Raw genomic sequence first — 26,370 nt, forward strand, 5'->3', positions numbered from 1 at the left:
TTAGTCGGATATCTTTCTTGGATGAGCTTGCGCCTCTATGAATACGCCCATCTCCCCTCAGACTCTCCTAGTCGCAATGCCATTTTCTTGGGAATCGCTTCCTCTGTCGCCATCGCCATACCTTCCGTGTTAGCGCATGTCTTGTACGTTAGACACGTGACAAAAAAATATTTAAAATCCATGACTGAAGTTCAACTCATGAGTGAACGTGTCCAGGGAATGTCAGAGGATTTAGTTGAAGTCGCGAGTTTTCACTATGACCAAATTCAACGGGTCTCTGGCCAGCTTCGCCATGAAGATCCCGCAAATGAAAGAGCCGTCGTTTTCATGCGAGCTCTGCGTGATGCGGCTGAAGAGCTTTCGATTCGAGCTGATAAAACGGCTTTCGACATTCAACGCCTCGACAAGAAGCTTCAAACATTTTTTGTTAACCCATCAAAGAAATCCTCCTCACGTGTTAGGTCTTTCGAATCATCTTTTTATTACCGCTAATGACTCGTTGACCTTAGTATTCTCAGAAAGATTCATCTTCGCGAAACGAACTCTAATTTTCCTCTCAAGCCGAGAACGGTTTGGTCCCAGAGGTTAAAAAACTAACAAAATACCTTTTAAAAAATTACTTAGCATCCGAACAGTCTAGAGCGTCCACATCAAGGAGTCCGTTATGAATCCCCAACACTCTTCCAACTGGTTCAAAGGCCTTCAAGGCCGTCTTTTTAAAACCGCACTGATCCCACTTCTTGGATTTGCAGTGATGTTCTTCATCGCTCAACATGGATTCAACATGATCTATGCTTTAGTAGACAGCTCTGAAAAAGAAGTCTTACCCAACATCATCACCCAGGGAGAAATGCGACAGTCGCGTAATAAGTTTGGATACAACATCTGGGCGGCATTAGATGAAAGTCACGACGCGAAACTTCGCAGTTTTTATGTGGCGCAAGCCAAAGAGTCCATCAAAGAATTCAATGAAAACTATGTGAAGTATTCAAACACTTCAGACACGCCCGAAGAAGCAAAGATTCATGAAGCTGCAAAACCAGAGGTCGCAAAACTACAAAAAGAAATGTCTGATGTAGAAGCCTTAGTTGAAAGCTCCGATCCACAGAAATGGGAACAAGCTAAAACACTTTTACGCGAGGACTTTCGCATCACAAATTTAAAAGTCGCAGATTTCAACACAAGTGTTATTTCTATCTATGAAAAGCAAGCCTCTGCCGATGAGGATCAAGCTGCTTACATTCGATCGACCGGATTAAAACTTTTAAGTGGTGTCATTCTATTTGCAAGCCTCGTCGTCTTTGGTTTTATGCTTTTTATTGGCGCTCGTCTTTCCAAATATCTTTCAGGGCTGGTGTCTCAAATTGCCGATTCTGGCTCGCGAGTGAAGGATACTATCTCGCACTTAAATCATGCAGGAACATCTTTGGTCAGTTCGTCAACTCAAGCGGCGGCGTCGCTTGAAGAAACCGTGGCCTCTCTGGAAGAGCTTTCCTCTATGGTAAAACTCAATTCAGAACATGCAAAACAAGCGGCTGACCTTTCTGCAAATTCCAGATTATCTGCGGAAAAAGGTGAAGAGGAGATTAAATCCCTGGTCGCCAGCATGCATGAAATCAATCAGTCTTCCCGCAAAATTGAGGAAATCATCAACGTCATCGACGATATCGCTTTCCAAACAAACCTGTTGGCATTAAATGCCGCCGTTGAAGCTGCCCGTGCGGGTGAGCAAGGACGAGGCTTTGCTGTCGTCGCAGAGGCCGTCAGATCCCTGGCTGCACGTAGTGCCTCCGCAGCGAAAGATATCACAAATCTTATCAAAGATTCTGTAGCGCATGTTGAACACGGTACGGAAATCGCAGATCGTAGTGGTGTGGTTTTGACGAATATCGTGACCTCCGTCAAAAAAGTGGCCGAGCTTAATAATGAAATCTCCGTGGCAAGCTCAGAGCAGGCGGCAGGCCTCGAGCAAATCAGCTCTGCCATGAACCAACTCGACCAAGCCACTCAGGCCAACGCGGCCTCTGCTGAGGAAATTTCTGCGACAACATCGGACTTGAAAGAACTCTCGGACAGCAATCACAAGGTGACGATGTCCTTGCGTGAAGTGATTTCAGGAACTCACACTGACACCGGCAAAGCCCATCAGGAATCTTCACACCATGCACCTCTGAATGTCGTAAAATTTCCTGAAAAATCCCGCGTGAACCTGGGTTCTGCTAAGGGATTTTAATTTTTCTACGAATGGTAGATATTAAAAACTGTCCCTGAGAAATTTTTAGAAGGTGGGAGGAGATCAGATACACTCCCCCGCCTAGCAAAATTGAAATTCCTAAAGCAATCATCCGAGCGAAGCCACTCGATCCAATAAGGGCCGACAGGGGTTCATATATTTGCACAGCAGCCGCCAGCAAAGTCCCCGCTATAACAGTTTTCAAAATTTCGATGCTGACCTTCCGCCAACGAACGGTCATGACTGTCACATGCAACGCAATCAGCATCGCAATAAACTGCAAAATCATCGCGAGCAAGCTTGAAAGCACAAGCCCCTGCAAACCGGCTTGGCGAATCCACCAGCCCGCCCATGACAAATGAAGAAGCAAAGAAACGAGCGAAGTCCCAGCTGGAAGCCAGGTATTCTTCACAGCATAAAATGCCGGAGCTAGAATACGAATGCTTGAAACAAACAAAAGGCTTAATGCATAGACCTTCAAAACAATCGTCGTGGCATTGACGTCGTCCATAGAAAAATGACCACGCATAAAAAGAACTTCGACAATAGGTTGAGCCAAGAAATACAACCCTAAAGCCGCAGGCCATGCCAGGAAAAAACTAAAAAGAAAATGCTCCTCAACGGTTTCTTGAAATTGTTCTTTCTGCTTTCTGAAAGCGAATTCACTAAGTGTTGGCAACAAGGCTGCCCCCAAACTGACAGATACAAGGGACAAAGGAAGTTCCAGCAGGCGGTCTGCCCAATAAACGTAAGAGATCGCTCCCTCGCCAATGGTGCTTGCAAAGTGCAAATTCACAAGCGTCGAAAATTGCAAAAGACCAATTCCCAAAAGACCCGGCACCATATTGATCAGAACTTTTTTTACATCATGATTCCAAATATTTTTTTGCAATCGCGGCAGGAACCCACGGGCCTTCAAAGCAATCCATAAAAGACTCGCTTGCAAAACCCCGCCGACGAGAACACCCCAGGCAAGACCATCGCCCTTTTCGGCAAACCATGACGTCGGCATAAATGTAAATGCCAACATAGAAATATTCAGAAGGGCTGGAGCCACCGCCGGTAGACCAAAAACTCCAAGGGCATTGAGAATTCCCATGAAGTAAGCATAGGTACAGACAAAGAAAACGAAACCAAACATAATCCGCGCCATACGAACTGTCAGAAACCACTTTTCAGTATCCGCCATGTAGCGCGAAGAAAGCAGCAATCCCAAAACCGAGTCCATATAAATGACACCAAGAACAGTGACGACAGCGAGTGCGATCAGCAGAATCGTATAAAGAGCATTGACCAAGTTTTGCACGCGAGGGCCGTGGGGATCTCCGTCTTTGGCCTCCAAAAAAACTGGAATAAAACTCACGGACAGGGAGCCTTCGCCAAACAGGCGACGAAACAAATTAGGCAGACGGAATGCCGCAGCCCACGCATCTGTGACAGCCCGGTCAAAGAGTGCCGCCAGGGCCATATCCCGAAAAAGCCCCAGAATGCGGCTTGTTAGGGTCCCCGATGCCATGAAAAACGCCCTCTGGAGGACCTTTTTGCGATCTTCTTTGACGTCTTTTTTTAATGTGCTTGCTTCGTCAGACACCCTATGTTAATCCCTTTGGTTCGTCTAAGAAAAAAGATTACTGTGGAGGTTATCCCTTGGCAAATCATAAGTCTGCAGCAAAAAGAGCTCGTCAAGCTATTCGTAAAACTGCTGTAAACAACGCACGCAAAAGCACTGTGAAAACAGTAGAAAAAAAACTTGTTAAAGCTATCGCAGCTAAAGACTTGAAAGCTCTTCCTGAATTGTTGAAAGCTTTCACTTCTGAAGTGATGAAAGCTGCTAAAACTGGCGTTATCAAGAAAGAAACGGCTTCTCGCAAAATCAGCCGCCTTTCTACACGCGTTTCTACTACTAAATAGTTTTAACAGAACTCTTAGTTAAAGAACTTAAAGCGGTCTCAAAGATTCCAAGAACTCAGTTTTTGGGCTTTTTGAGGCCGCTTTAATTTTTCCCCCTCTTCGGTTTATCTCCGGTCTTGGTTCTTCCTGCAGAGCAACCCAATAAGGTATTTATAAATTTTAGGCCTCGCTGCGTGCGGCACGCCTTCCGGGCTCGCTCGTCGCCACGGCTGCGCCGTGGTTCGCGCCATCGTGGCGCCGACGAAGGCCGCTCTTCGCAAGGTCTAAAATTTATAAATACCTTATTGGGTTACTCTGAAGATGCTCATGGCTGGAAAGAAGATCAGAGGGGAAATAAATTACGACGTGTTGTGGGTACTTCGACGTTTGTGGTACCTGCGACAGCCACTCACAAAGCAGACCGTTGCACTTTTCTAAACATCCTATGCCTTTTGATTTCACCAGCACATCTATCGAATCCCAATTTTCCTTCAACACCAATTCTCCAATGCAGGGAAGGGCTCCCTTTATTAGGTACTGTGCGAAGTGAGGCCTTTGTCGGCGCCACGATGGCGCGAACCACTGCCCACGGCAGCGGCGGCAACAGAGCCCGGAAGGCGTGCCTCACGAAGCATAGTACCTAATAAAGGGAGCCCTTCCCTGCATTGGAGAACCCCGCACTTAAAAGAATCAATTAAGAAGCAACAGACTCAGTACGAGCAGAAACAAAAGCCCGAATCTGACGTTTAATAGAAAAAGCAATTTCCGCAAAGCTAAGACCGTGAACCACTTTCGAGTCTTCACGTTTTCGAGTGGAACGAACAATCGCACGAAGGAATACGAAGTCACCGGAAGGAATTTGCAAACTCACAACAAGTTCGTGGCCTTCGGTAAGAACGTAATCAGAGATGATGGACATCCCCCCCTCACCGATCTCGCCTGTTTCGCAGACAAAGTAAGAACCATCGCAAAGCACACCGGCTTTACGCTTCATCGCACGTCGTGGATACTGACGGCGGAAATGTCCTTTATCTTCGAATTCGTACTTGCTACTCATCCTTTTACTTATCGGGATTTCAGAGGGGATCTTAATGCGCGAGAGGTGTGCAGGTTTTTAAAACCATGTTCTCAAGCCAGATGTGGCTGGACAATGGTGACGACTTCAAGGCCTTATCTGTCTCAGAAAGAACCACTAAAGTTTGCTCTAATTTTTTCGCAGTCCAACGTCTAGCTTGATCTGTGTAGTTCTCTAAGAAATAGGGCGGCACTTGCGCGTAGTGCGCGAGCTTTGCTCCGTGAAGGCCTTCGTCCATTCCCTTTTTCACAGTTAAAAGAATGCGGATATGGCGAGCCACTAAAGAGATAATTCCGATCTCGTTTTGACCTTGATCCAATAAGTGCACCAAGTGCTCAAGGGCTTTTACACGATCACTTTCGCCGATGGCTTTCGTCAGATCGAAAACGTTTTCTTCTTTCGAGCGAGAAACCACTTGCGCTACATCGGCCACTTCAATACGACGTTGACCTTCAACGAATTCACCGAGTTTCTTCAACTCCCCTTCGATTTCAGTCAAATGATGGCCTACAAGTTTATGCAACAAGTGAATTGCTTCATTGCTGATAGCAAGGCCCAAACTTTGCGCAATATAGTTGATCCAAGATGGAATCTGATTTTCGTATGGTTTTTTGAATTCCACGCATTCTGCTTTATCAAGCATTGTGCGAATTGGTTTTTTACGCTTATCCACGCGTGACGCTAGAATCACAAAAACCGTACTGTCCACTGCGTTTTCAATCAGAGGCTCAAGCTCGGTCCATTCTTTATCGGTCAATTCTTGAGCTTCTTTCAAGATCACCAAGCGACGTGCGGCCATCATCGGCAGTGTTTCCACGGCATCGCGAACAACGACAACGTCAGCATCACTGGCATAAAACAAACTGTAATTAAAATCGATGGCGCCTTCATTCAGAACGGCGTATTTGAATCTTTCAACGCTTTGATTGAGCAAATATGGTTCTTCACCAAATAAGAAATAAAGAGGAGCCAACTGACCCTTCTCTAAATCCTTATAGAATTTTTGTGCATCAATCATCGCCATTTCAGTATAGCCAACTCAGGTTGTTAAATTACCGAAAACGTTAAAAGTTTTCTGTAATACGATCGTGTGCTTCGAGCATCAAGTCGCTCGCCATGACGTCAATGTTCTGCCTGCGTGCAGAAAGATTGTAAAGAGGATTCACCGAGTTTACGCCCGCCAGCGTCACCTGCGGTGCCTGATAAGTACGCTCTCCGTTGAACGTGCCCTTCCACAACTCTGTACCATCAGCTTGTCGAACGACTCTGACAGTTACTACCAGAAGAATACGATATTCCGATGCGAGTGCTGTTCCTTGAGGCAAATAAGGCGTCGCAGAGTCACCGGCCAAACGTTTTGCACCTGGTAAATATTGAATACTATCAATCGTTCCGATCACAGCAACTTCGGACAACGAGTTGTCCACAACGCGCGCAACATGAGAACGCTGAAATTCTTGAATCAAGGCATTCGTGAATGACACTTCGATTCCAACTTCCTGCGTTTTATTTTTAAAAACAGGAACAGAAATTTGCTTATATCCACCGGGAATACTGCGATTGGCAGCGCCTAGGTGATAGGCACATCCAGAGAGAAAAAGACTTAAAACCAAAGTGATGCGAAAAGCTTTAAAGATTGCGTCCACCGAGCCAGTTGAGTATAAATTAAACAAGATATCAAGGAAGAAAAATGACATCACCCAATGAATCTGATTACAGCTTATTAGCTCCTGGTCCGGTCAATCTTCATCCTGAGGTGCGTAAAGCTTTGGCACTTCCAATGATTCATCATCGCACCCCAGAATTTGATAAAATTTTGAAGCGCGTTTTGACTAATATTAAAACTGTTTTTCAAACAAAAGAAGACGTCTATCTTTTGACTGCAACGGGTTCTGGCGGCATGGAGGCATTGCTCGTCAATACGATTTCCCCGGGCGATAAAGTTTTGGCCATTGTCTCTGGGAAATTTGGTGAGCGCTGGGCCGATATGGCAAAAGTTTTCGGCGCCGCTGTTACAATCATCGAAGTGCCGTGGGGTGAAGCTGTCGATGTTTCGGCAGTGGAAGAACACTTACAAAAAAATCCTAATACCCGCGCCGTTCTTTGCCAAGCTTGCGAAACAAGTACAGCTGTTGCTCACCCGATCAAAGAGATCGCAGCGGTTGTACAAAAATATTCTGAGACCTTATTCTTAGTCGACGCCATCACCGCTTTAGGAGCATATCCAATCCGGATGGATGAATGGAAAATCGATGGGCTAGTAGCCGGCTCGCAAAAAGCCTTCATGCTTCCAACAGGCATGGCATTCATTTCTTTTTCGCAAAAAGCTTGGAAATTTATCGATCAGGCAAAATGCCCCCGCTACTATTTCGACGTTCGTAAAGAGAAAAAAGCCAACAGCGCCGGCGAAACTTTCTATTCTTCCAACGTGGTAATCATTCGTGCTTTAGATGTTGTGTTGAATTTGATTCAAGCTCAAGGCTTGGACAAACTTTTCCATGACATTCATCGACGTGCAGAATTCACACGCATCTTTGCGCAGAAATTGGGTTTCCTTCTTTATGCGAAAGCGCCTAGTGACTCTGTCACAGCGTTGACTGTGCCTTCAAATATGGACGGACAGAAAATTCGTCTGCAATTGGAAGAAGCTCACAACATCACAATCATGGGCGGCCAAGATCAAGCGAAAGGCAAAATCATTCGCGTGGGTCACATGGGTTATATTCAAGACCACGAATTGGTTCGCCTGATGGAGTGTTTGGGTCACACTCTTCGTCACTTTGATCCTGATTATATTTCTCTTGAGCAAGTGTCATTGATAGCGAATGACGCAGAAAAATGGTTGGAGCAAAATCCATGAAGAAAATTTTGATCACGGACCGCTTTGCTCAAGATAGCTTTTTGTTTTTACAACAACAAAGCCACTTCGAAGTAGTTCGCTCTGATCATTATCAACATTTGCCCTTGGAACATTTGGTGTCGGCTCACGCGCTTATCATTCGCAGCCGCACACGGATTGATGAAGAGCTTTTAAAAAAGGCCCGCCAGTTGCAATTGATTATCACGTGCACAAGTGGCTTTGATCATATCGACCTTGAAGCCACGCAAAAATGGGGCATCACGGTGATGCACACGCCAACAGCAAATATCGAGTCCGCGGCGCAATTGACGTGGGGTTTGGTCTTAAGTTGCGTAAATAATTTGCAACAAGCCCACAAGATGGTGAAAGCGGGCGAATGGAAGCGCGACCTGATCACAGGCATTGAGCTTTGCGGACGTACCTACGGCATCGTGGGGTTGGGACGCATTGGAACTCGCGTGGCTGAAATTGCTCAAGCTTTCGGCATGAATGTTGTGGCATTCGATCCATACGCTGAAGATGAATCTTTTGAACGCTTAAAAATTCCTCGTTTAAGTTACGAAGAGGTTTTAAAAACCGCTGATGTTATGAGCTTTCACGTTCCGAAAACTTTGGAAACTGAGCATATGCTCAACCGCTCGCACTTCGAATATATTCATCGCGGTTTAGTTTTGATCAACACGTCCCGCGGCTCGGTCATTAACGAGAACGATCTTTGCGAAGCCATTGAAAAAGGTTGGCTTCGTTCTGTCGGTTTGGATGTTTTCGAAAAGGAACCACTCCATCGAAATTCAAAACTTTTGACGTATCCCAACGTGATTTTGACTCCACACATTGGAGCGAACACCGAGGACGCGTTCTTCAAAGCCTCTCAGATTGCAGCTAATAAGCTTATGGGCTTCTTTATTGATGGGAGCACTTCTGACACTCTACCGCCAAGAGCGCCTTGGTATGGAGCGGCTCCATTTAAAGGAGAATAAAACTTGCCTCTTACATTCTCTTAAAAGATAGTTGGGTGGGTCTTTTTACAGACCTTTTGAGGGGTCAAAATCATGGCAGGAATCGTAGTTGTCGGCGCCCAATGGGGCGATGAAGGTAAAGGCAAACTGATCGACGTGTTCGCAGAAAAGGCGGACATGGTTGTACGCTACCAAGGTGGCGCCAACGCAGGTCATACACTGGTAGTAAATGGTCAAAAAACTGTTCTTCACTTGGTTCCTTCCGGAATCCTTCGCCCTGAAACAACATGCGTGATTGCTTCCGGTGTTGTGATTGATGTCTTCGCTATCAGCAAAGAAATCAAGGGTCTTAAAGAGTCAGGCCTTTTACAAAATCCAAAACAATTGATGATCTCGGACACAGCCACTGTGATTCTTCCATATCACAAAGCTTTGGATGCGGCCCGCGAGTCTGCTTTGAGCAACGAAAAAATCGGAACAACAGGCAAAGGCATCGGTCCTGCATACGAAGACCGCGCGGCTCGCCGAGCTGTTTTGTTCGGTGATCTTTTCGATCGTGATTCTCTTCGTAAAAAATTGGAACTCGCTCTTCGCGAAAGAAACTTCATCCTTGAGAACTACTATAAAACTCAAGGCTTCAATATCGACGAGATCATGAAAGATCTTGCAGAGGTAGCTGAAGAACTTGCTCCATACCGTGCAAAAGATTCTTCTTTGTTTATTGCAAAAAATTTGAAAGCTGGAAAACGTGTTTTGTTTGAAGGTGCGCAAGGAACAATGCTGGACGTTCTTCATGGAACTTATCCATTTGTGACAAGCTCTTCAACTTTGGCTGCCAATGCCTGCGCAAGCGCCGGCATCGGCCCAATGAACGTTCAAAAAGTAATCGGTGTTTTTAAAGCCTACACAACCCGTGTCGGCAGTGGTCCATTTCCAACAGAATTGAAAGATGAAGTCGGCGAAAAGATTCAGGCTGACGGTCATGAGTTCGGCTCAACAACTGGTCGCGCCCGCCGCTGCGGATGGTTGGATCTTGTTGCCCTGAAATATGCAATCCGAGTGAATGGCATTACAAATCTTGCGATGATGAAAATCGACGTTTTGACAGGTCACGATCGCGTGGGCGTTTGCACAGCTTACAAATTAAATGGCGAAGTGATCACTGAACTTCCAACTTCACCTTATGAATTGGAAAATGTGGAACCCGTCATCGAATGGCTTCCAGGTTGGAAAGAAGATTTGACGAAAGTAAAAACACTTTCTGATCTTCCTCGCCCAACAACAAACTATATCGATTACGTCGGCTCGCAATTGGGCACGCCAATCGACGTGATCTCTGTAGGTCCGGGCCGTGAACAAACATTGTGGGTAAAACCACTCTTCAATAACTAAAATCAATTTTTACTTTTTGAAATTCAAAAAGCCCACGTGCAATTCACGTGGGCTTTTTTTTATTTCATTCCGAACAACTTTTGCTTAGTGACTATTTCTTTCGATATACTCTTCCAATTTATCGAAAGAACCCGTCCATCCTTGAGTCATACCCGCTCTTTCTTTAATGAAAGTCTGAATTTCTTCGTGAGTGATATTTCCAACAGGCTCCCACGAAACAGTCACACGAGTTTGCTCGGGGCCTTCTGCAGTTAATTCTACGATCGTTAACATTGTTTCAGGCCATGTCGGCACCATCGGATGGCGAGAGACATTGCCTTTTTCATCCGTAAATTGCTGAGTATAAACCACACGATGAGGACGAATGATTTCCTGATAGCTGGTGCGACCGTACATTTTAGTACTGCCACCATCTGTCATAAAAAATAACGAGCTTCCACCGACTTTCATGTCTGCCTGGAGGAACTGCATCGTGAACCCCGTAGGAGGTAACCATTTTGAAAAGTGATTTGAATTCGTCCACATTTCAAACATTGTTTCAAGAGGCACATTGAAAGAGCGATTGATAATGAACTTATCCTTACCGGAAGATTCTTTCTCCAAGAATTCCGCCAAGCGATCCCACGTTGAATTTCCTCCCGCTTTCTTAATGAACTTTTCAGTTTCCCTAGCAGCTTCTGGAGTTGGAAGCGTCATCGTCATTTCCATCTTTGTTTTCCCACCCTTCACTTCCGCAAAAGTGACAGTGACACGAAATAGAGGCGCTCTATCTTCATACCCACCATGGTCATAAACCATGCGGGAATATTTTTCGACCTCAAGGTATTGTGTTTTACTTTGATAATCAGTGCCATCAGGTCCATGCATGACGTAATGCCACGAACCACCCGTGCGAACATCTTTACTATAAGTTGTCAAAGTAAAGCCACGAGGTCCCCACCACTGAGCCACCTGATCCGGTTCAATCCAAGCATCCCACACCATTTTTACAGGAGCATCGTAGATGCGCGTGATCTTGAGTTCATTAGAATTATTTTTGACGGCCATGTTTTTTTCCTTTCGCGTTTTTTTTCGCGGTCACTGATTTTAGATATTCATCAAGTCGATCAAAACTTTCTTCCCAAAATGCTCGATATGTTTCCATCCAGTCAGAGGCTTCCCGCAGAGCAATGCCATTAAGCTTACAAGGTCTCCACTGAGCTTCTCGTCCTCTGGTGATGAGCCCTGCCTTCTCTAACACCTTCAGGTGTTTGGTGACGGCAGGCAGACTCATGTCTTTTAAAAATGGCTCGGCTAGATCCGAGACATTGGCTTCTCCCTTTGAGAGCCTTGCGAGAATCGCTCGACGTGTTGGATCTGCTAAGGCGGCAAATGTTTGACTGAGATGATCTTGCATATTTCACCTATCGGTTAATTAACCATTAAGTTAAATATAAATCACCGAGTAGCTTTCGTCAAGAAGGGGGATTCCCCCTCCCTCAGAAGATCGCAAGAACTTGATTTTATTCGGATTTAAGCCTCACCTCGCTATTCGAAAGCCCCAATCAATCGTTTTTGCTTGAAAACAAGTTAGGGATCCAGATAATCGAAACAAGAGGTGTCCATGATAAAAAGATCACTACTGAGTGCTTCCCTTGTCTTGCTTTCACTCCCATTTGCAAAAGCAGAAACAACGATTCCTGTACAGGCTCGCCTCTTCATCGGAACAACCAATGCCTCCCCTTCGAATGTGAATGACACCCTCAGCAGTCAAAGTTTGCAAAAAATTAACGGCGTTACCCAAGCAGGACTTGAAATCACATATCCTCTTTTGAGCCACTTAGATGTGGGCGTTCGTTACACAAAAAGATTTGCGACAAATGAGGAAAGCCCTTCGAATCCCAGCACTGACTACTATTCAAAATTAGATCAGGATTCTGTGCTTTTAGTCGCTCGTGTTCCTGTGATTAAAAATGATTTTTTTCGCCTCGATGGATTTGCAGGATTTGGTGGCAGCAACACCACATTGACAATTAAGACAGCAACCCAAGATGGAGAGCTCACACGAAAGGCCACCGATGGCTGGCTGGCCACTCCTTACACAGCGGCTGGCGCTTCCATGGCTTTCGGTTTCAAACATTTCTTTTTGGTTTTCGAAGGCGGCGTTGAATCCAATAAAGTCGATGGCTTCAAACAGTCAGGCACCGTTCCTAGCGGCATTAGCACTTTGGATCTATCCGGAGGATATTTCACCATCGGCTTGATGTTCGATGGCGTGCCAGGAACCATCGGAAAATAGACCCACCCCTTCAGCCATCCCGATGTACTCTCGCAAAAGACTGAGTCTAGAAGAAAAATAAGTAGCGCGGGTCTTGTCAATGAAGTGAAATTTGAGAATGACCAAAAAGTCTTTTCCTTTAAGCAAGGTTTACGCTCTCCTCGAATCGGGGCCCGTCGTTCTAATCACCACGAGTGATGCTAAGGGACGGATGAATGTTATGACACAATCCTGGCATCTGCCGCTAGAGTTCACTCCGCCGTTAATTGGAATGGTTCTATCCGATCAGAATTATTCGTACGCGGCCTTTTATAAACACAAAGAATGTGTGATCAATATTCCAACGGCGAAACTGGCAAAAGCAGTCGTCGGCTGTGGAAATACCTCTGGACGGAATACTGATAAGTTCAAAAAATTTAGCCTCACCCCAGTGGAGGCATCCTATGTAGATGCGCCTTTGATCAAAGAATGCTACGCCAGTTTAGAATGTCGAATCGTTGACTCAACACTGGCGAAAAAATATGCTTTCTTTGTCGTTGAGGTCATCAAAGCTTGGGTCGACTCTTCCATCAAAAACCCCAAGACGCTTCATCATCGCGGCCGAGGTCAATTCATGATTGCCGGTCGAACAGTTCATCTCAACTCAAAAAAACTTTAAAGAATATCAACATGATTTAAAATACGAATAAGCAAAATTCCAACAACTTGCAGGTTGTCTCTTTTTAAAAGAATTGGAATTTCACTGATTTAGAAAAATTTGGCGTTCCCAAGATACTTTCCGTAGAACCTTTAGATCAGATAATATTAAAACCTAAATCCGACGCAGTATAGTGTTCAGCTAATCCCCGTTTTTTCACCCGACGGGTATTTTGATAACGCACAGGGACTTTGTTAGACCCATTGCAATGAACTCTTTCGAGCAACCCAATAAGATCCAATCGAACCAAGCCACTGATAAGCCGAAGTCTTGTCAGGCCTCTGACTATAATGCCCTAGAAATTGACAGCCAGGATTCGAAGGATTTTAAAAATTTGGAGATTCTTATTTGCCTGGTAGCGACAGTCCTTGAGGAGGCAGACCACCACGTTGTGGTCGGATAAAATGTGATGGCTGAGCCCAACCGTCCGAATTTTAAAATCATCAAATATACTGACGAAACCCCACTCTCCAATCCGGAAGTGGGAGTGGTGCTATATGCTCGTGACTCTACCGAGTTCCAAGCAGGATCTTGCGATGATCAACTTCGAGCACTTCGGCGGGCTATCGATGGAGGGAAGGTAAGATCCCGACGGTTTCCTAACTCAAAACTTGTCATTAAATGCGAGCTCAAGGATGAAGGATACTCAGGATTTTCTATAGAGCGCCGAGAGCAGCTGTCTCTCGGCCTTTCATTACTAGCCAAAAGGGAGGCCAGCATTCTTGTTGTGCTTCGACTTGATCGCGCCTCACGCAACATGATGAATAGTTTAGAAATCAGTGACCAAATTGAAGAATGGAATGCAGAGCTAATCAGTGTTTCCGACGACTATTCGTCGGCAGACAAAGGTTCAAGGCTCAAATTGATGAACAGAGCATGGGCCTCGGAAGAACTCTTGGAGAACATCTCTATGGATACTCACCGAGGTCTTAACGAGCGACGTATAGAAGGCTGCTCTGATGGCCATTTATGGTTTGGTGTTAGTTCAACCCCGACAGAACAGTCTGTCGTCAAAGGAAAGATCAAAGATTCATTTTTCCGATACTATATATTGGAGGATCAAGCAGCCGTTGTAAGAAGGATTTTCCTCTTATCCAGTTCGGGTCATAGTCAAAAGGAAATTGCGCAGATTCTAAATGCTGATGGCATTCTCCCCCCGAGCTGCTATGACAAACATGGAAAAATCAAACCACAAGCTCGCCAAAATGCTACCTGGCGAGACAAAACCGTCTGGAATGTTTTACACAACAAAGGATACATCGGCATTGTTGAACGGGGGAAAACAACTACTGTTAAAATGAGTGATGGGGGAAGGCGAACTGTCAATCTACCGAAATCCGAGTGGATCGTTACAGAACATCCAGATCTCAAAATAATCTCAGACGAATTGTGGAACGCCGTTAGAGATCGCTATGAGGTTTACAATCTCGCTAAACTTAAAGCTGGCATTCCCGGTAATAGACCATTCAAACATGGTGGTAAAACAGAACATATTCTGACGAGTCTATTTTCATGCGAAACCTGCGGAGGGCCAATTGTTGTCGTTGGAGGGAAAAAAGGTGGGTATTACGGCTGTAGAAACGGAAGTAAGTGGCGTAGTTGCACTAATACAAAAACTATTCATTGGAAAAAACTGGAAGAGCCGTTTTTGGAGCTAGTTGCCGCTCATTTAAAAGATGAGAAGATCGCTACCGCGATTGCTCTTAAATACAATGATCTAAAACGCAAGCGTAACTCTTCTAATGATGAAAACCTGTTTGAAACAGAGAGAGAACTCGAGGAAACCAATCAAAAAATTGGAAATCTCGTAAACTCTATTGAAAACGGACACAGTTCGCAGGCGGTTCTTTTGCGCCTCGCTGAACTTGAACGCCAAAAAGCATCACTTGAAGTTAAAAAGCAATTATTTAAGAAGAATACTGACGGAGAATGCTATGTAACTCCTTCAGCCATTATTGCACGACTTCGTGAAGTCCCTAATCTTCTAAGGACAAAGAAGCCCTTCGAGGTAAACAAAGCTCTTAAACCCTTGATCGGCAAAGAAGGACTTAAACTTGTGAGAACAGCAAACTCTGAAAAGAGAGAGGTTTTCAAGATTCTAGGGACCATGAATTTGGGAAGGGCTCTTTCACAGGAAGATGGGGCTCTCCACGATCTTTCAATGAACCCGATTTCACTAGAGGTAAAAGTTGACCTCCTACTTGATTAAGGCCAACTCAAATGGCGGAAGATCCGGTATATTCAAAGCATACATAGCTTGAGTATGATGCTTTTTGAATAACGCCTTAAACTTATCCTTATCATCATTGAAATAATTCTTTCTGATCGACTGTTTGTACTTTTCCCCTATTCTCCGTTTCCCTTCGACTGCATAGACTACTTCTTTGCTGGTATGGTAAAGAATGCCTTTTTTGAAAGACTCTATAAAGAAATGAATTAGGTCTCGCTCTTTCTCTTTAAGAGTCATTACTTTACCATTCAAATGCAGTGACCGTCCTTCCAAACGGACATATTTCTCCAAATGTCTACGACATGCCTCTTCGATCCATGAGTCAGGGCTCTCAGGTAATGGAAGGCGATTCAACTCATTCTTCATTTGTTCCAGCAAAAAATCTTTAAATGCATAGGCTTCTGGCTGCGACTCCATAAAAAGTCTGACCTCTTTATGGCAGCTTACTTCTTCATAATCTAGCTCATAAGATTCGAGGTAATCACGCAGCTCATAGCGAACTAATCTTTGTATATAGGTACTTGCAATCCCGAGGTTCCGAATTTCGTTCAAAAGCCATTCGCTCATATAACCCTCCAAAAAATCTGCCTACAACCATGATTGCAAAATCAGATTTTTAAATCAAGACCCGCCCAGATTGAGACAATCCCCATCTCTATTCAACTCCAGTTGAGAAGAGACCCCGATTTTCCCCCCGGTCATTAAATTCTCATATCGAAGCAGAAGCAGTAAATTGTGCTCACTCGCAGAAAGGAGGTCAAAAATGAAAGAGGAGAAACCGCTATCAAGATTATTGATTGAGACAGCTGTACCCGCAATGGCACCGATGTCAGGTCTTACATCTGAGGAGATATTGTTAATCGAAAAAGATGTCGACTTTGAAGTTCGCAAAATCGCACAGACTCTGCCAGGTGATAACAGATCTAGCTTTGTATTTACGTCTGAGAACCGCATCACGCTGAAGTCTAGGATGGCTATCGATCGTTTTAACGGTCAACCACTTAAGCTGAAACAAGCCTTGTCGTTAGTAAGCACCCGCTTAAACGATTGGGAATGGTTTATCAGAAAGTCTCAAGGGTTTGCGTATATGGAGCAAGCCAGTGCACTTTTTGAAAAGCAATAACGTGTAGCTAGGGATCGCGACATATGTCGCGATCCCTTTTTTTGGGAGACGCTAATGATTATATCCAAAGAAATAATTTCGATTCCTTTAATTCAAATTCAAGTCCTAACAAGCCTGATTCCAAAGGCATTAGAGATTTCGAAATTTTTAAATCATGATAAAGAACGCGAACGAGCCTATTCTAAGCTTCACGAAGAGACAGGATATCTTGAATTGCTTAAGGTCGGGGTATTCAGGGGGCAATATGTTCTTTTATCGAATTATGAATGCTGGAGGATTTACCAAAAAATCCACCATAAGGACCTCTCAATTGTAATTCATTGTATCGCCGTCACGGTTGACTCAGAAAAAGCTCTGCACGAAATTTCGTTAAGGCTATCTCAAATGGAAGGTTTAGAAGAACCGTATCTTGGGCGCTTGCTGACCTTGGATAAGTTATTTAGGGCGGGGATTTCGTATGAAGATATAAAGCGCATGTATGGTGTCGAAAATTCTTCAAGCCCTGAGGCAAGAAAACTTCAAAGAGATCTGCGCTTAGTTAAATCAAAAGATTTGCTAAATCTTGTATTGGGGATTGACTCATCAGAAGAGAAAGATTTCTTCTCGAATGACTTTATGAGTTCGATTAGGCGTCCCGGCCTGATGAGAAAATCTAAAATCAGCTATTCCGTGGCTCAAGATGTTCTGAAAATTCTTGGCGACGACGAAGCGGCTATAAAAAATTTTATAGCCAAATATGAAAAAGATCTTTGTCGGTTAGAAGCATTGCACACAACTCCTGAAGAAAAGACAAAACCGATCTACCAATCTAGAAATTACAGTAAGACTAGGGTTTTGACACTTGCACAAGCCGTTGTGGGAGGACAAGTTTATACAGAAGATACGGGACGTGAAGATTTTATTTGGCGTCTCAACTTCGATGAAATTACACGTAAGTACACAGTACCTGAAATTTCATTTCATATTGATCGTGATGATCCATTGGAGATAAAAAAGATTTTCGAGATTGTGTATGGCACAATACTGCTATCAGAAACTTTGCTCGCTCATATCAGCCGTATCCGTCCAGCAGTTCATGGTGGGAGTTTGAAAACTAGAAATCTCGAATCAAATTTGCCTAAACTAGATGATATTCGTTATTTCGATTTAACAAGAGATCACAAAATGTTGCGTTTCAGCAATCGGCAAAGACTTTTGAAATCTATTGGATTGCATTCTGGCTTATTCGGTTTCGATGGATATCAATCCGACGCACATTCATCATATGCAACTGCCTATGATAAGTATGAAAAATGGTTTAAAGAAAAGTTTCTTGAAGACGTTTTCCTTTACTATCAGGATAAGCCCGACCGTCATCCTAAGTATAAAGTTTATATTTCTATTCGAATCCATCTTGCAGAGCGAGCCGCAGATCATCAGCCGATTGCGTTTGACGATTTCATCGGCGAGCTTTTCAAGAAAATATTTACCGAGTTAGATCTCGACGACAAGTCAAAAAAAGATCGCGTTAAAGCCGTGGTTGATCTCGAATATCAAATGAAGACCCTTAGTTGGGAGCAAATTCATGAAAAAATGAATGCCGCCACGGGGAAGTACGAATTATCGGAAGATGAAATTCAGTCTTTGCTGAAAGATGCTCTTCACCAAGGGGAGGAACGCCTTCTAGCTGCTAGTACCGAGATCGCCCGAAGTGTCGATAAGTTCATTAAGAATCAAACACCGTCTTCCGATACTAAGGCGAATCAATGAGCGCATTATCGTTTATTCAAAATCCTTTTGGATTAATTTCGGTAGATATCGAGACTTCAGGTTTGGCTAGAGAAGACGAAATAGTATCTATGGCAATATCTTGGTTCGACAATGGCGAAATTCAGTCCGCATTTTTCTATCTAGATCGACTTTCAATTCAACACTCGAAAGAAGTTCAATCAAATTTAAAAACCGTTGAATATTTTTTGAATCAGAGTCTCTTTAACCCAAATTTTAAAGGCACATTGATATTTCATAATCTTCAGTTTGATATGAAAATGCTATTTTTAAGGTTCAAATTCGGGCACAGATTTTCTTCAAGAGAAATCTGCAAGGTATCCGACACCTTAATCCTTTCACGCATCAAAAAGAATAACAAGTTCCTTTCTCATGCGAACCCTGAGGGGTTAAGGTGTCATTCATTGAAATATCTCGCACTGGAGCAACCTTTCAGTAGCTATTCAAGAAATATGATCGACTCTTTCGAGGAGGCGACCAATGGGCAAAATATTCGCTTTGCTGACAGGATGTCTCTCCAATTATACAACATAAATGATACGATGAAGACCTTAATGCTCAATGAATCTTTACGTGAGTCTTTAGCACCTAGCGAGCTCTTTTACTTCGAAGAGATAGAAATACCTCATGCACTTAATCTCCTGTACCTAGAATTAAACGGAGTTCCCTACGACAAAGAGGGCTCTCGCCTGATGTTGAGTGAATTGAGATCAGAGATGGAGATTTTAGAAAGAGATCTTCTCCGTGCGTTTGGGCGGCCAACAAACCTTTCATCTCCCCAGGCAATCGGAATGGCTTTGTTTTCAAACCCGAGATTGAAAGTTAAGGGAGAGAGTCTCCGCCCCCTCTATCTTACGGAATCCGGGCAGGCTCAAGTCGATCTCGACACCTTGGGATTGATCGCCAAAAAGATCAGCTCAATAGAGCCTGAGAGCCCTATCTTACTTGTTCTAATGAAATTGATGAGACATATGGAAATCTCCAAGTCGATCAGTCGCATCGAAATACTTGATTACTTCGCTGTTAAAACCGAAGATGGCTACTTTATCTACTCTCACATCGCGGCATCAGCTCTTTCAGGGCGAGTTACATTTTCTAAGCCGAGCCTTTTAGGATTACCTAAGAAAATAATTAAAAAAAGTCAGCTACAATTAGATATGTCTTTGTTAGGTGCTCAGAGGAATAAGGACTCATTAAAAAATCGTAGTCCTCGGGAGTTAATAAGATATTCGGATCGCAGGCCAATTTTGTCCATTGATATAAATGCACTAGATCTAGCTATCATAGCTTTCGAGGCAGTAAGGGCTAGTGGTAATGACGAATTTTACTGGCTTCAGTTTTTAGAAAGGAAGTTTGGAGCAACAATTGATAGCCATTTTGCCCTTCTCCAAAAATTCCTACCATCGTTATATAAAGAAGCCTTCCGGCTATTGGTATCGGATACCAAATTTGATTTAAGCTTGTACTGGGCTGAAAAGAAATCAGTCGAGAACGGTAGAAGCGGAATCAACTTCATTTCAAAAGCCACTGGGGAAAAGCTTCGAGTTGAGTTTCCGGAGGATGGCGGACAAGCTGAAAGAGCATTGGATACCATTAGGGAAATTTCAAAGAGGATAAATTTGGCTACCTCTTATCTGATGGGCGCTTCGGCCCTGGCCAAAAGTTTATCCGAGGCTTTGGGAAGGGATATTTCAGCTTTAGAAGCTCAAGAATATCTGGATTCCTTTTATGAAGAGTTCCCGGAAATTCGCATGGCACAAGATCTAGCGGCCAACGAAATATATTTTCAAGGATATAAAGAGTCACCGTTCGGGCGCAGATTTTACGCAGAGGCATGGGATGACCTGAATAACTATTACCGAAGGACTCAATCAGGATCTGGTGAGTATGAATTTATACTTTCTTTCAAGGGCGACTATTGGTACCTGAAAGCTCAGGGGTGGAGAAAAACTAATGAACCAGTTATACAGAATCTAAAATATATTGATAAGAGATTTGGTTTTCATTTCGATAATGTCTTGGCTTTACACAAATTAAACCCTGAAATTTTTGAAAAAAAATCTAAAGGACTACCAAAAGAAAGAATAACGCGAAAAAGCGAAGAGAATCTAGAGGAAAATGGTGACTATTTATATCCCCGTATAGCCTTAACCTCCAAGATTCAGAGGGAAATAGATTTGGGAATCTGTCATGATTCTGACGCGGTGGAGTTGTTGAAATCCTTAATTTACGATGGAGCGTACTTAATCCCAGAAAACTATATATTATTCTATAAAGTAGAACTGAGCTCTCTTGCATCCAGGTACTTCAAAAAGTATAAATCGCTTTTAAGGACCTCCAAAAAATTCTTCCCAAACTATTGTCAGGGGGTTGCGGGATCTGTAGCGAAGAAAATCCTCACAACGATTCGAGAACGAATTGAAGTTGAGACAACAACCGCAACAATTCTGCTTTTTATACATGATCAATTCGTGGTTTCTTGCCATCCCGATGAGGAGCCCATCGTTCGCAAGATACTTGAGGAGTCGGTACAGATGGATGTATCGTCATTTCCATATAAATTCGGAGGAGAGCTAAAGGGAGGGAACTCTTTCAGTTTATAGAGGTGATGGGCATATTACTTTTCCGGTATGGCATTACTAAATTTGACTTCGAATTTTGATCCTGGAACATACAACCCATATCTTCTAGATAATTTGCAGATGACCTTACCGTTTATCGCTGAAGGAAGGTTGGGATACCGCTTACTTCTGCCAGAGGATCTTCAAAATTTCTGTTATGGGAGAGAGGTCTATGTTAATCCCCACGGATATTTGAGGATCGGGCAATACAATATTAATACAAATGGAACGAAAATTATCTATAGAAAGCTCGGTAAACCTTATCGAGCTAAAGTTAAGAATCAAAATTTTTTCGAAATTTCAGATTATATAGATCTAGAAAAACAAATCGGCTCCCCCTGCTTCGCGGCTATCGGAGAGGATTTATTTAAGTTCCAAATTGATCTTTTCGGAGAGTTTCTTTCGAAAACGATCAAAGCTGTAGAAGAAGCGGGAACTTATCTTCGATGGAATACAAAAACTTTATCAAGTATAAGAAATTTTGAGATCTGTCGAGACTATACGGCTGGCATTGAATCCGAAGAGTTGATCAAAATATTGAACAAAGTAATTTCAAAAATTGAGGGTGAACCACGAAATTCAGGAGAATTTAAGAGCGCTCGATACCAACGCAAGGCGCCTTACCACTATTGGGACGTTAAGATTAAGTCGTGTTTCTTGAAAAACAGCGACGCCCAGATAAAGCTGTATCAAAAGGGTGACTTTGTTCGTCTCGAACTTCGTTGTGAAAGAATAAAGTTTCAAGAGCCCGTTGAAGATGATTGTGTGCATGAGCTAGTGAGGCAGCTTCAATGTATAGCGCTTGAGGCAAAGCACTTCATGAGAATCGTAGATAAACATTTTCGATCCCACGACGACCGCATCAGTGACAAAGATCATGCGACGCTAAAAAATGTGATTGCATCTTACTTGGGCGATATGACCTGCGAGAAAAATCGAATCTTTTTTGAGTGTATGACGGCGGGAGAGGTTTATACGCCTTCCAGACATAGAGGTAAGGAAATCAAACGTAAGATGTTAAAGAAGATCTCAGATCCGTCATCGGGGTTTTGTGAAGTGATTTCGGCCTCTGGCTCGCTCAACTCAGCTAAATCATATGTCTTGAGGAAAGATTGGAAGAGGAAATATTCTCAAGAGGCTAATCAAGATAGCTCAATGAAGCAAGGTCCCTCTCTCGAAATTACAGAGGCATGTTACAATCGAAGAGAATTCCTGTTAGGGGTGCCTATCTTCAATGCTTGGCAGAAATTGCGAAAAAAGAACTAATGAACTCTTTGCAGAAGTGATTCCCAGGGGGAATAGCTACGCGTAGCTATTCCAGTATTTCTTTCCGTAGATCTAAGTCCATACCAATGATGTAGCTGTTACATATTCTAAACTGTAGATCTTGTGTCCAATGAATCCCTGTGTTTTTTTTAACTAAGGGAATATCGATGCAAAAACAACAGTCTAACGTCTCAAAAGAGTTTGTATGTTCTTTACATATTGGAAGCGCAACAGAAGGCCTTCGTATTAAGATGCTTCCATATATTTGTACTGAAAATGGCACTATAGATTGGGAAGCGATACTGAACGAAGATTTCAGCGACGCTGATCTTGTCGGTGTTCGATGGGCATATACTCTTTGTCATGAGACTGCGGCTATCCAAGACCCTTTTGCTTTAAATGATAAAATGACTCTTCCAATTGCAAAGGCCATTATCAGCTCTCTGGTAATCTATTGGGAGATTCTTCCTCTCAACACCCCATAGCGGATTGAACCGAATGCAGGTTGGTGAGCTTTAGAGCTATCCTCCGAAGCACTTTGATTGAGTACCCAACTACAAATATAGCTATCCCCCTTCAATGGCGTTCCAGAAGGCTGTCTTATTCCCACGTTTTAGGCTGATACATGAGGTTACCGGAAAATTATGTCCTCTCTCTAGGCATGATATAATTGAAGTTTTTGATGATCGACTTTCCGAAATATTTCATCTTCTGTTCGGTCTTCCGTTTGTCCTGGTGATCGCATTTCAGATCACAGTGATCGGGAAATCGAACTTGTCTAATGATCGGAAAGCCGATTGCCGAAAAATTATCGGTAAGAGGATGTTTATGGGAAATTTAAAGCTCGACGTAGTTCTCAAACAATTGATTGCCGAAAAAGGTGTGACACTCCGGTCATTGTCAAAGCAGACAAAAGTTCCTCAGTCGAGCCTCAGTAGTTTCCTTGCGGGAGCCGGTACGTCAAAACCTGAACACGTTCGGTCGTTAGCAAAGTTCTTCAACGTCTCGATGGAATATCTTTTGTTTGGAGAAGATGAAAAGCCGCCGTCCCTAGAAGAAGTTCTTACAGAAGACGTGTTCTCCGGTTGGTTAAAAGTGGAGATAAAAAGAGCCATTCCGAACAAAAGAAAGTCAGAAAGGTGATTCCTATGAGAAGATCGTTTGTGTTTAGCCTTGTTACGATTTTTTGGACTCTTGCAATGTTCGTAGGTGCTGCGGACGTCGTGGAGAAGCCAACCAAGGTTCCTGAGCTTCTTCGTGACAAAATTATCGCAGGCTCAGTTGCTTGGCTCGATGTTGTGAATCATGGCGGTGCATTTCATATCTTTGCTGGCGTTTCTATGTTGCTTGCTCCGCTGTGGGCGGTTTGCGCATGGAATAATAGAGCAAGAGTATCTGCTGTTCTGGCTGTCATTATTTCGGGTCTGGCGGCCTCTGGAGTTTGTACGGGGACGATCTTCTCTTTTGGATGTGCGTTAGGTGGGGTGCTTGCTCCATTCGTAGCTGCTGCTTTCTTGGCTGGATACTTTCTTCTTCAAGCTCGGGCTGCCATACAGAAAACTCTCGGTGTAGAAACTGATGACGAACGCAGACTTCGTATGCAGAAAGAACAATTCGCGGAAGATCGTCGTGATTTCCGACGTCGCCTAGTATAACTCCATACCGAGGGAATCGTTGTGGAAGTTGAAACCATATTTAAATTTGTCGTTCGGTAAGAGAACTTCAAGAGAAACACTAGTGAATTGGAGAACTAATGAAAACACTTTTAACCATTCTAATCTTAATTCCTTTGGTTTCGATCGCGCAAACTTCCAAACAAGCGCCAGAAGACCTAGCGGCATACTTGTTGCCGTTGTCCACCATGAAAATTGTTTTGAGAAGTGCAGATGGGAAAAACATACACAACTTGTCATATATAGCTTCAACCCCGTCTTCCAATAAATGCAAAGATAACCCTAATAAGATCTGTGGTTATAGCTATCCATTGGAAAAAAGAATGGACATGATTCTAGGCGTAAACAAAATTGCTGGTCCAACTTATAAATACACGGTTTCAACAACTGAGAAACTAGCTCCAACAGCGATCACGCGAATCGGAGTGGAGAATGCTGGCACTGTCGATTCAAACAAAATCCTGGGCTTAGAAGCTGGCAAGGATGTTCTCTTTTCGAAAACGGACAAGATTTCTGAATGGTATGGATTAGATTTTTCTGAAGGAAATTTAACTTTGAATCTTAAGTCTGGCAAGTTCAGCCCTTGTATCAAACTTTATAACTCAAAAGATTCATTATCTGTATTTGCTTGCAAAGGTTTCGGAGTAGTTAAAACAGAGGATTCTAGTTCAAAGCCGTCAGTCATTTATGAAGCCGTCTCGATTGAAAAATCGAAATAGCTGAATCATCACGAGGTCAGAGATGCCAATTCTAGTAAGGATTTTTCCTTTCTTGATCATCAGCTCCATTCTGACTTCGTGCTCAGATGTATCTCCAAAAGTCTATTCCCTGGCAGAGATCGGCCAGCTCAAGAAAGTATTTCGGTACACATCGTCTACTATGGATTCATCTACTGCAATTCCAATTACCGATCTCGGAGTGAACATCTACGTAACGAGCTTTACAGTAACGACATTGAACAATGGTGCTGCTTTTGTCACACTGAACCTATTTTCTGATTCAAACAATAGCTTCAATTTAGTTGAATATCTTCCAGTGGAATCAAAACTGACTGATACGCTTTTTGTCGGTCAAGGAGCCCACGTCTCATGCACCTTTGATCTAACAGGAGCTTTACCTAGTGTTTCCATTCAGCCATACAAGTTCAGTGGTGAAGCGGATGGTTCGCCAAAGACAATCGAGGCACCTCTCTCGCAGTAGAGACGTTTCACCCCGAAACGTCTCATCATCTTCTACTTCATTCCCTTAACAGCCGTGTGACGGCAACTTACGAAATAAATTATTCAGATGTTTTAATGAAATATGAAAACACTCGCACACGTATCAGAGCAAAACGCCATTTCTGAAAATTCAGCATCCATTGGAGACTTGATCGAGTCATTTCTAAAGGATCATGACGTGAAGGAAGTATCAAGGCATGGATTACGTCGAAGACTTCGGTCATTTACAAAATGGCTTGGTAATCAGCCATTGTCCTCGATAGATCGCAACACGATTCTCGAATACAAAAGATTTCTAATTGGAAGGCAGCTCTCCTCGAATACCGTAAATGCTTACCTCGTCGGCGTGAGAGTGTTCATGACTTGGCTTGAAACGAGTCGGATCTATCCGAATGTAGCAACCTCCGTTAAGGGACTAAAGAATGATCGTGTGCATAGAAAAGCGCCGCTTTCTGGGGAGCAAGTTCTTACATTAATCAACAGTATCAAAGGAGAAGACCTGAAATCACAAAGGGATAGAGCCTTGGTTGTATTGATGAGTAAACTTGGTCCACGCACTATCGAGATTGTTCGAGCCAAAGTTTCAGATATTCGAATTCAAATGGGAGTTACGGTCTTGTATCTGCAGGCAAAAGGAAGTGATTCAAAGGATTCGTATGTCGTCTTATCTGAAAGCACACTTGAACCGATTTTAAGATACCTAAATTCTCGGGAGAATCTCAATTCAGATTCTCCCTTGTTTGCGTCCTTACACGATGGAAGTTCTTTAAATACTCGTTCTATCCGCCGAATAGTTCGTGAAAGGCTTCATGCGGCTTCATTAAAAAGTCCGTATTGGACGGCCCATTCGCTAAGACATACGGCAATCAATTTAAGCCTATTGGGTGGAGCTTCTATTTTTGATGTACAAACGATGGTTGGGCATCGTGACTCTCAGAGCATTGCCGCTTATGCGAGAGCAATTGATCGACTGTCTGGTAATCCAGAGAAAGCTGTCGATAAATATCTTGAAGAAGTTAAGTCGAAATGAATTGTTTCAGCTTGAAACGATCATCGCCGTTATTTTCAGATAACGGCGATAGAAATACTGGCACGTGCCTTGCGTAC

General features: G+C 43.4%; 27 protein-coding genes. 20 read left to right on the forward strand and 7 right to left on the reverse strand.

Annotation, left to right across the window (positions count from 1 at the left end):
* Positions 1–492: hypothetical protein (locus VF412_RS06180; protein ID WP_331338347.1), on the forward strand; the 492-nt coding region annotated here is incomplete at its 5' end.
* Positions 493–664: 172 nt separating this feature from the next.
* Positions 665–2,233, forward strand: coding sequence for a methyl-accepting chemotaxis protein (locus VF412_RS06185; RefSeq protein ID WP_331338348.1), 1,569 nt, complete (start codon positions 665–667; stop codon positions 2,231–2,233).
* On the opposite strand, the gene murJ is transcribed toward VF412_RS06185, so the two are convergent.
* On the reverse strand, positions 2,220–3,824 hold the full coding sequence (gene murJ / locus VF412_RS06190; protein WP_331338349.1) for a murein biosynthesis integral membrane protein MurJ: 1,605 nt from the start codon (positions 3,822–3,824) through the stop codon (positions 2,220–2,222). The two genes, VF412_RS06185 and murJ, sit on opposite strands and share 14 nt — an antisense overlap.
* Positions 3,825–3,880: 56 nt before the next feature.
* Here murJ and rpsT point away from each other — a divergent pair, with 56 nt between their 5' ends.
* A complete protein-coding gene (rpsT, locus tag VF412_RS06195) occupies positions 3,881–4,144 on the forward strand; it encodes a 30S ribosomal protein S20 (RefSeq protein WP_331338350.1) in 264 nt (87 codons plus the stop codon).
* 673 nt (positions 4,145–4,817) lie between these two features.
* Here the strand turns inward: rpsT and VF412_RS06200 are convergent.
* The 3 genes from VF412_RS06200 to VF412_RS06210 are packed head-to-tail and all read right to left on the reverse strand — an operon-like array spanning position 4,818 to position 6,895.
* The gene (locus tag VF412_RS06200; RefSeq protein ID WP_331338351.1) at positions 4,818–5,180 is read right to left on the reverse strand and encodes a PilZ domain-containing protein; all 363 of its coding nucleotides are present in this window, start codon (positions 5,178–5,180) and stop codon (positions 4,818–4,820) included.
* 31 nt (positions 5,181–5,211) lie between these two features.
* Positions 5,212–6,222: a DNA polymerase III subunit delta gene (gene holA, locus VF412_RS06205; protein WP_331338352.1), complete on the reverse strand. Its 1,011-nt coding sequence runs from the start codon at positions 6,220–6,222 to the stop codon at positions 5,212–5,214.
* Positions 6,223–6,262: 40 nt separating this feature from the next.
* Entirely contained in the window at positions 6,263–6,895 is a 633-nt protein-coding gene (locus tag VF412_RS06210; RefSeq protein WP_331338383.1) for an LptE family protein, read from the reverse strand.
* Between VF412_RS06210 and VF412_RS06215 the strand changes: the two genes are divergently transcribed.
* The 3 genes from VF412_RS06215 to VF412_RS06225 all read left to right on the forward strand — a co-directional run bounded on the left by VF412_RS06215 (position 6,889) and on the right by VF412_RS06225 (position 10,409).
* Positions 6,889–8,058 carry an alanine--glyoxylate aminotransferase family protein gene (locus VF412_RS06215; RefSeq protein WP_331338353.1) on the forward strand — a complete coding sequence of 390 codons (1,170 nt, stop codon included), beginning with the start codon at positions 6,889–6,891 and terminating at the stop codon, positions 8,056–8,058. The genes VF412_RS06210 and VF412_RS06215 overlap by 7 nt on opposite strands.
* A complete protein-coding gene (locus tag VF412_RS06220; RefSeq protein WP_331338354.1) occupies positions 8,055–9,038 on the forward strand; it encodes a D-2-hydroxyacid dehydrogenase in 984 nt (327 codons plus the stop codon). Before VF412_RS06215 ends, VF412_RS06220 begins: the two co-directional genes overlap by 4 nt.
* Positions 9,039–9,110: 72 nt before the next feature.
* On the forward strand, positions 9,111–10,409 hold the full coding sequence (locus VF412_RS06225) for an adenylosuccinate synthase (RefSeq protein WP_331338355.1): 1,299 nt from the start codon (positions 9,111–9,113) through the stop codon (positions 10,407–10,409).
* A gap of 84 nt (positions 10,410–10,493) precedes the next feature.
* On the opposite strand, the gene VF412_RS06230 is transcribed toward VF412_RS06225, so the two are convergent.
* Both VF412_RS06230 and VF412_RS06235 read right to left on the reverse strand, forming a co-directional pair.
* Positions 10,494–11,456: an SRPBCC family protein gene (locus VF412_RS06230; RefSeq protein WP_331338356.1), complete on the reverse strand. Its 963-nt coding sequence runs from the start codon at positions 11,454–11,456 to the stop codon at positions 10,494–10,496.
* On the reverse strand, positions 11,440–11,805 hold the full coding sequence (locus VF412_RS06235; RefSeq protein ID WP_331338357.1) for a metalloregulator ArsR/SmtB family transcription factor: 366 nt from the start codon (positions 11,803–11,805) through the stop codon (positions 11,440–11,442). The genes VF412_RS06230 and VF412_RS06235 overlap by 17 nt, the downstream gene beginning before the upstream one ends.
* Positions 11,806–12,012: 207 nt before the next feature.
* On the opposite strand from VF412_RS06235, the gene VF412_RS06240 reads away from it, so the two are divergent.
* The 4 genes from VF412_RS06240 to VF412_RS06255 all read left to right on the forward strand — a co-directional run bounded on the left by VF412_RS06240 (position 12,013) and on the right by VF412_RS06255 (position 15,572).
* A complete protein-coding gene (locus VF412_RS06240; protein ID WP_331338358.1) occupies positions 12,013–12,687 on the forward strand; it encodes a hypothetical protein in 675 nt (224 codons plus the stop codon).
* 97 nt (positions 12,688–12,784) lie between these two features.
* Positions 12,785–13,324, forward strand: a complete 540-nt coding sequence (locus tag VF412_RS06245; RefSeq protein WP_331338359.1) for a flavin reductase family protein — start codon at positions 12,785–12,787, stop codon at positions 13,322–13,324.
* Positions 13,325–13,571: 247 nt separating this feature from the next.
* Positions 13,572–13,766 carry a hypothetical protein gene (locus VF412_RS06250; RefSeq protein ID WP_331338360.1) on the forward strand — a complete coding sequence of 65 codons (195 nt, stop codon included), beginning with the start codon at positions 13,572–13,574 and terminating at the stop codon, positions 13,764–13,766.
* Between the two features lie 6 nt (positions 13,767–13,772).
* On the forward strand, positions 13,773–15,572 hold the full coding sequence (locus VF412_RS06255; RefSeq protein WP_331338361.1) for a recombinase family protein: 1,800 nt from the start codon (positions 13,773–13,775) through the stop codon (positions 15,570–15,572).
* On the opposite strand, the gene VF412_RS06260 is transcribed toward VF412_RS06255, so the two are convergent.
* A complete protein-coding gene (locus tag VF412_RS06260) occupies positions 15,561–16,160 on the reverse strand; it encodes a hypothetical protein (protein WP_331338362.1) in 600 nt (199 codons plus the stop codon). The two genes, VF412_RS06255 and VF412_RS06260, sit on opposite strands and share 12 nt — an antisense overlap.
* Before the next feature lie 196 nt (positions 16,161–16,356).
* On the opposite strand from VF412_RS06260, the gene VF412_RS06265 reads away from it, so the two are divergent.
* The 10 genes from VF412_RS06265 (at position 16,357) to VF412_RS06310 (ending at position 26,293) form a co-directional block, all read left to right on the forward strand.
* Complete coding sequence (locus VF412_RS06265; RefSeq protein WP_331338363.1) at positions 16,357–16,716, forward strand: hypothetical protein; 360 nt, start codon at positions 16,357–16,359, stop codon at positions 16,714–16,716.
* Positions 16,717–16,770: 54 nt separating this feature from the next.
* Complete coding sequence (locus VF412_RS06270) at positions 16,771–18,465, forward strand: hypothetical protein (protein ID WP_331338364.1); 1,695 nt, start codon at positions 16,771–16,773, stop codon at positions 18,463–18,465.
* Positions 18,462–21,086, forward strand: coding sequence for a hypothetical protein (locus VF412_RS06275; protein WP_331338365.1), 2,625 nt, complete (start codon positions 18,462–18,464; stop codon positions 21,084–21,086). The genes VF412_RS06270 and VF412_RS06275 overlap by 4 nt, the downstream gene beginning before the upstream one ends.
* Before the next feature lie 27 nt (positions 21,087–21,113).
* A complete protein-coding gene (locus tag VF412_RS06280) occupies positions 21,114–22,370 on the forward strand; it encodes a hypothetical protein (RefSeq protein ID WP_331338366.1) in 1,257 nt (418 codons plus the stop codon).
* Between the two features lie 167 nt (positions 22,371–22,537).
* Complete coding sequence (locus VF412_RS06285; protein ID WP_331338367.1) at positions 22,538–22,855, forward strand: hypothetical protein; 318 nt, start codon at positions 22,538–22,540, stop codon at positions 22,853–22,855.
* Positions 22,856–23,198: 343 nt separating this feature from the next.
* Positions 23,199–23,513 carry a helix-turn-helix transcriptional regulator gene (locus tag VF412_RS06290; RefSeq protein WP_331338368.1) on the forward strand — a complete coding sequence of 105 codons (315 nt, stop codon included), beginning with the start codon at positions 23,199–23,201 and terminating at the stop codon, positions 23,511–23,513.
* A gap of 20 nt (positions 23,514–23,533) precedes the next feature.
* The gene (locus VF412_RS06295; protein WP_331338369.1) at positions 23,534–24,025 is read left to right on the forward strand and encodes a hypothetical protein; all 492 of its coding nucleotides are present in this window, start codon (positions 23,534–23,536) and stop codon (positions 24,023–24,025) included.
* A gap of 98 nt (positions 24,026–24,123) precedes the next feature.
* Positions 24,124–24,762, forward strand: coding sequence for a hypothetical protein (locus tag VF412_RS06300; protein ID WP_331338370.1), 639 nt, complete (start codon positions 24,124–24,126; stop codon positions 24,760–24,762).
* Positions 24,763–24,784: 22 nt separating this feature from the next.
* Positions 24,785–25,243 (forward strand): hypothetical protein, encoded by a 459-nt coding sequence (locus VF412_RS06305; protein WP_331338371.1) that lies wholly within the window; start codon positions 24,785–24,787, stop codon positions 25,241–25,243.
* A gap of 102 nt (positions 25,244–25,345) precedes the next feature.
* Entirely contained in the window at positions 25,346–26,293 is a 948-nt protein-coding gene (locus VF412_RS06310; protein ID WP_331338372.1) for a tyrosine-type recombinase/integrase, read from the forward strand.
* Positions 26,294–26,370: the final 77 nt, after the last annotated feature.

This window comes from Bdellovibrio sp., assembly GCF_036384735.1.
Lineage (GTDB): Bacteria > Bdellovibrionota > Bdellovibrionia > Bdellovibrionales > Bdellovibrionaceae > Bdellovibrio.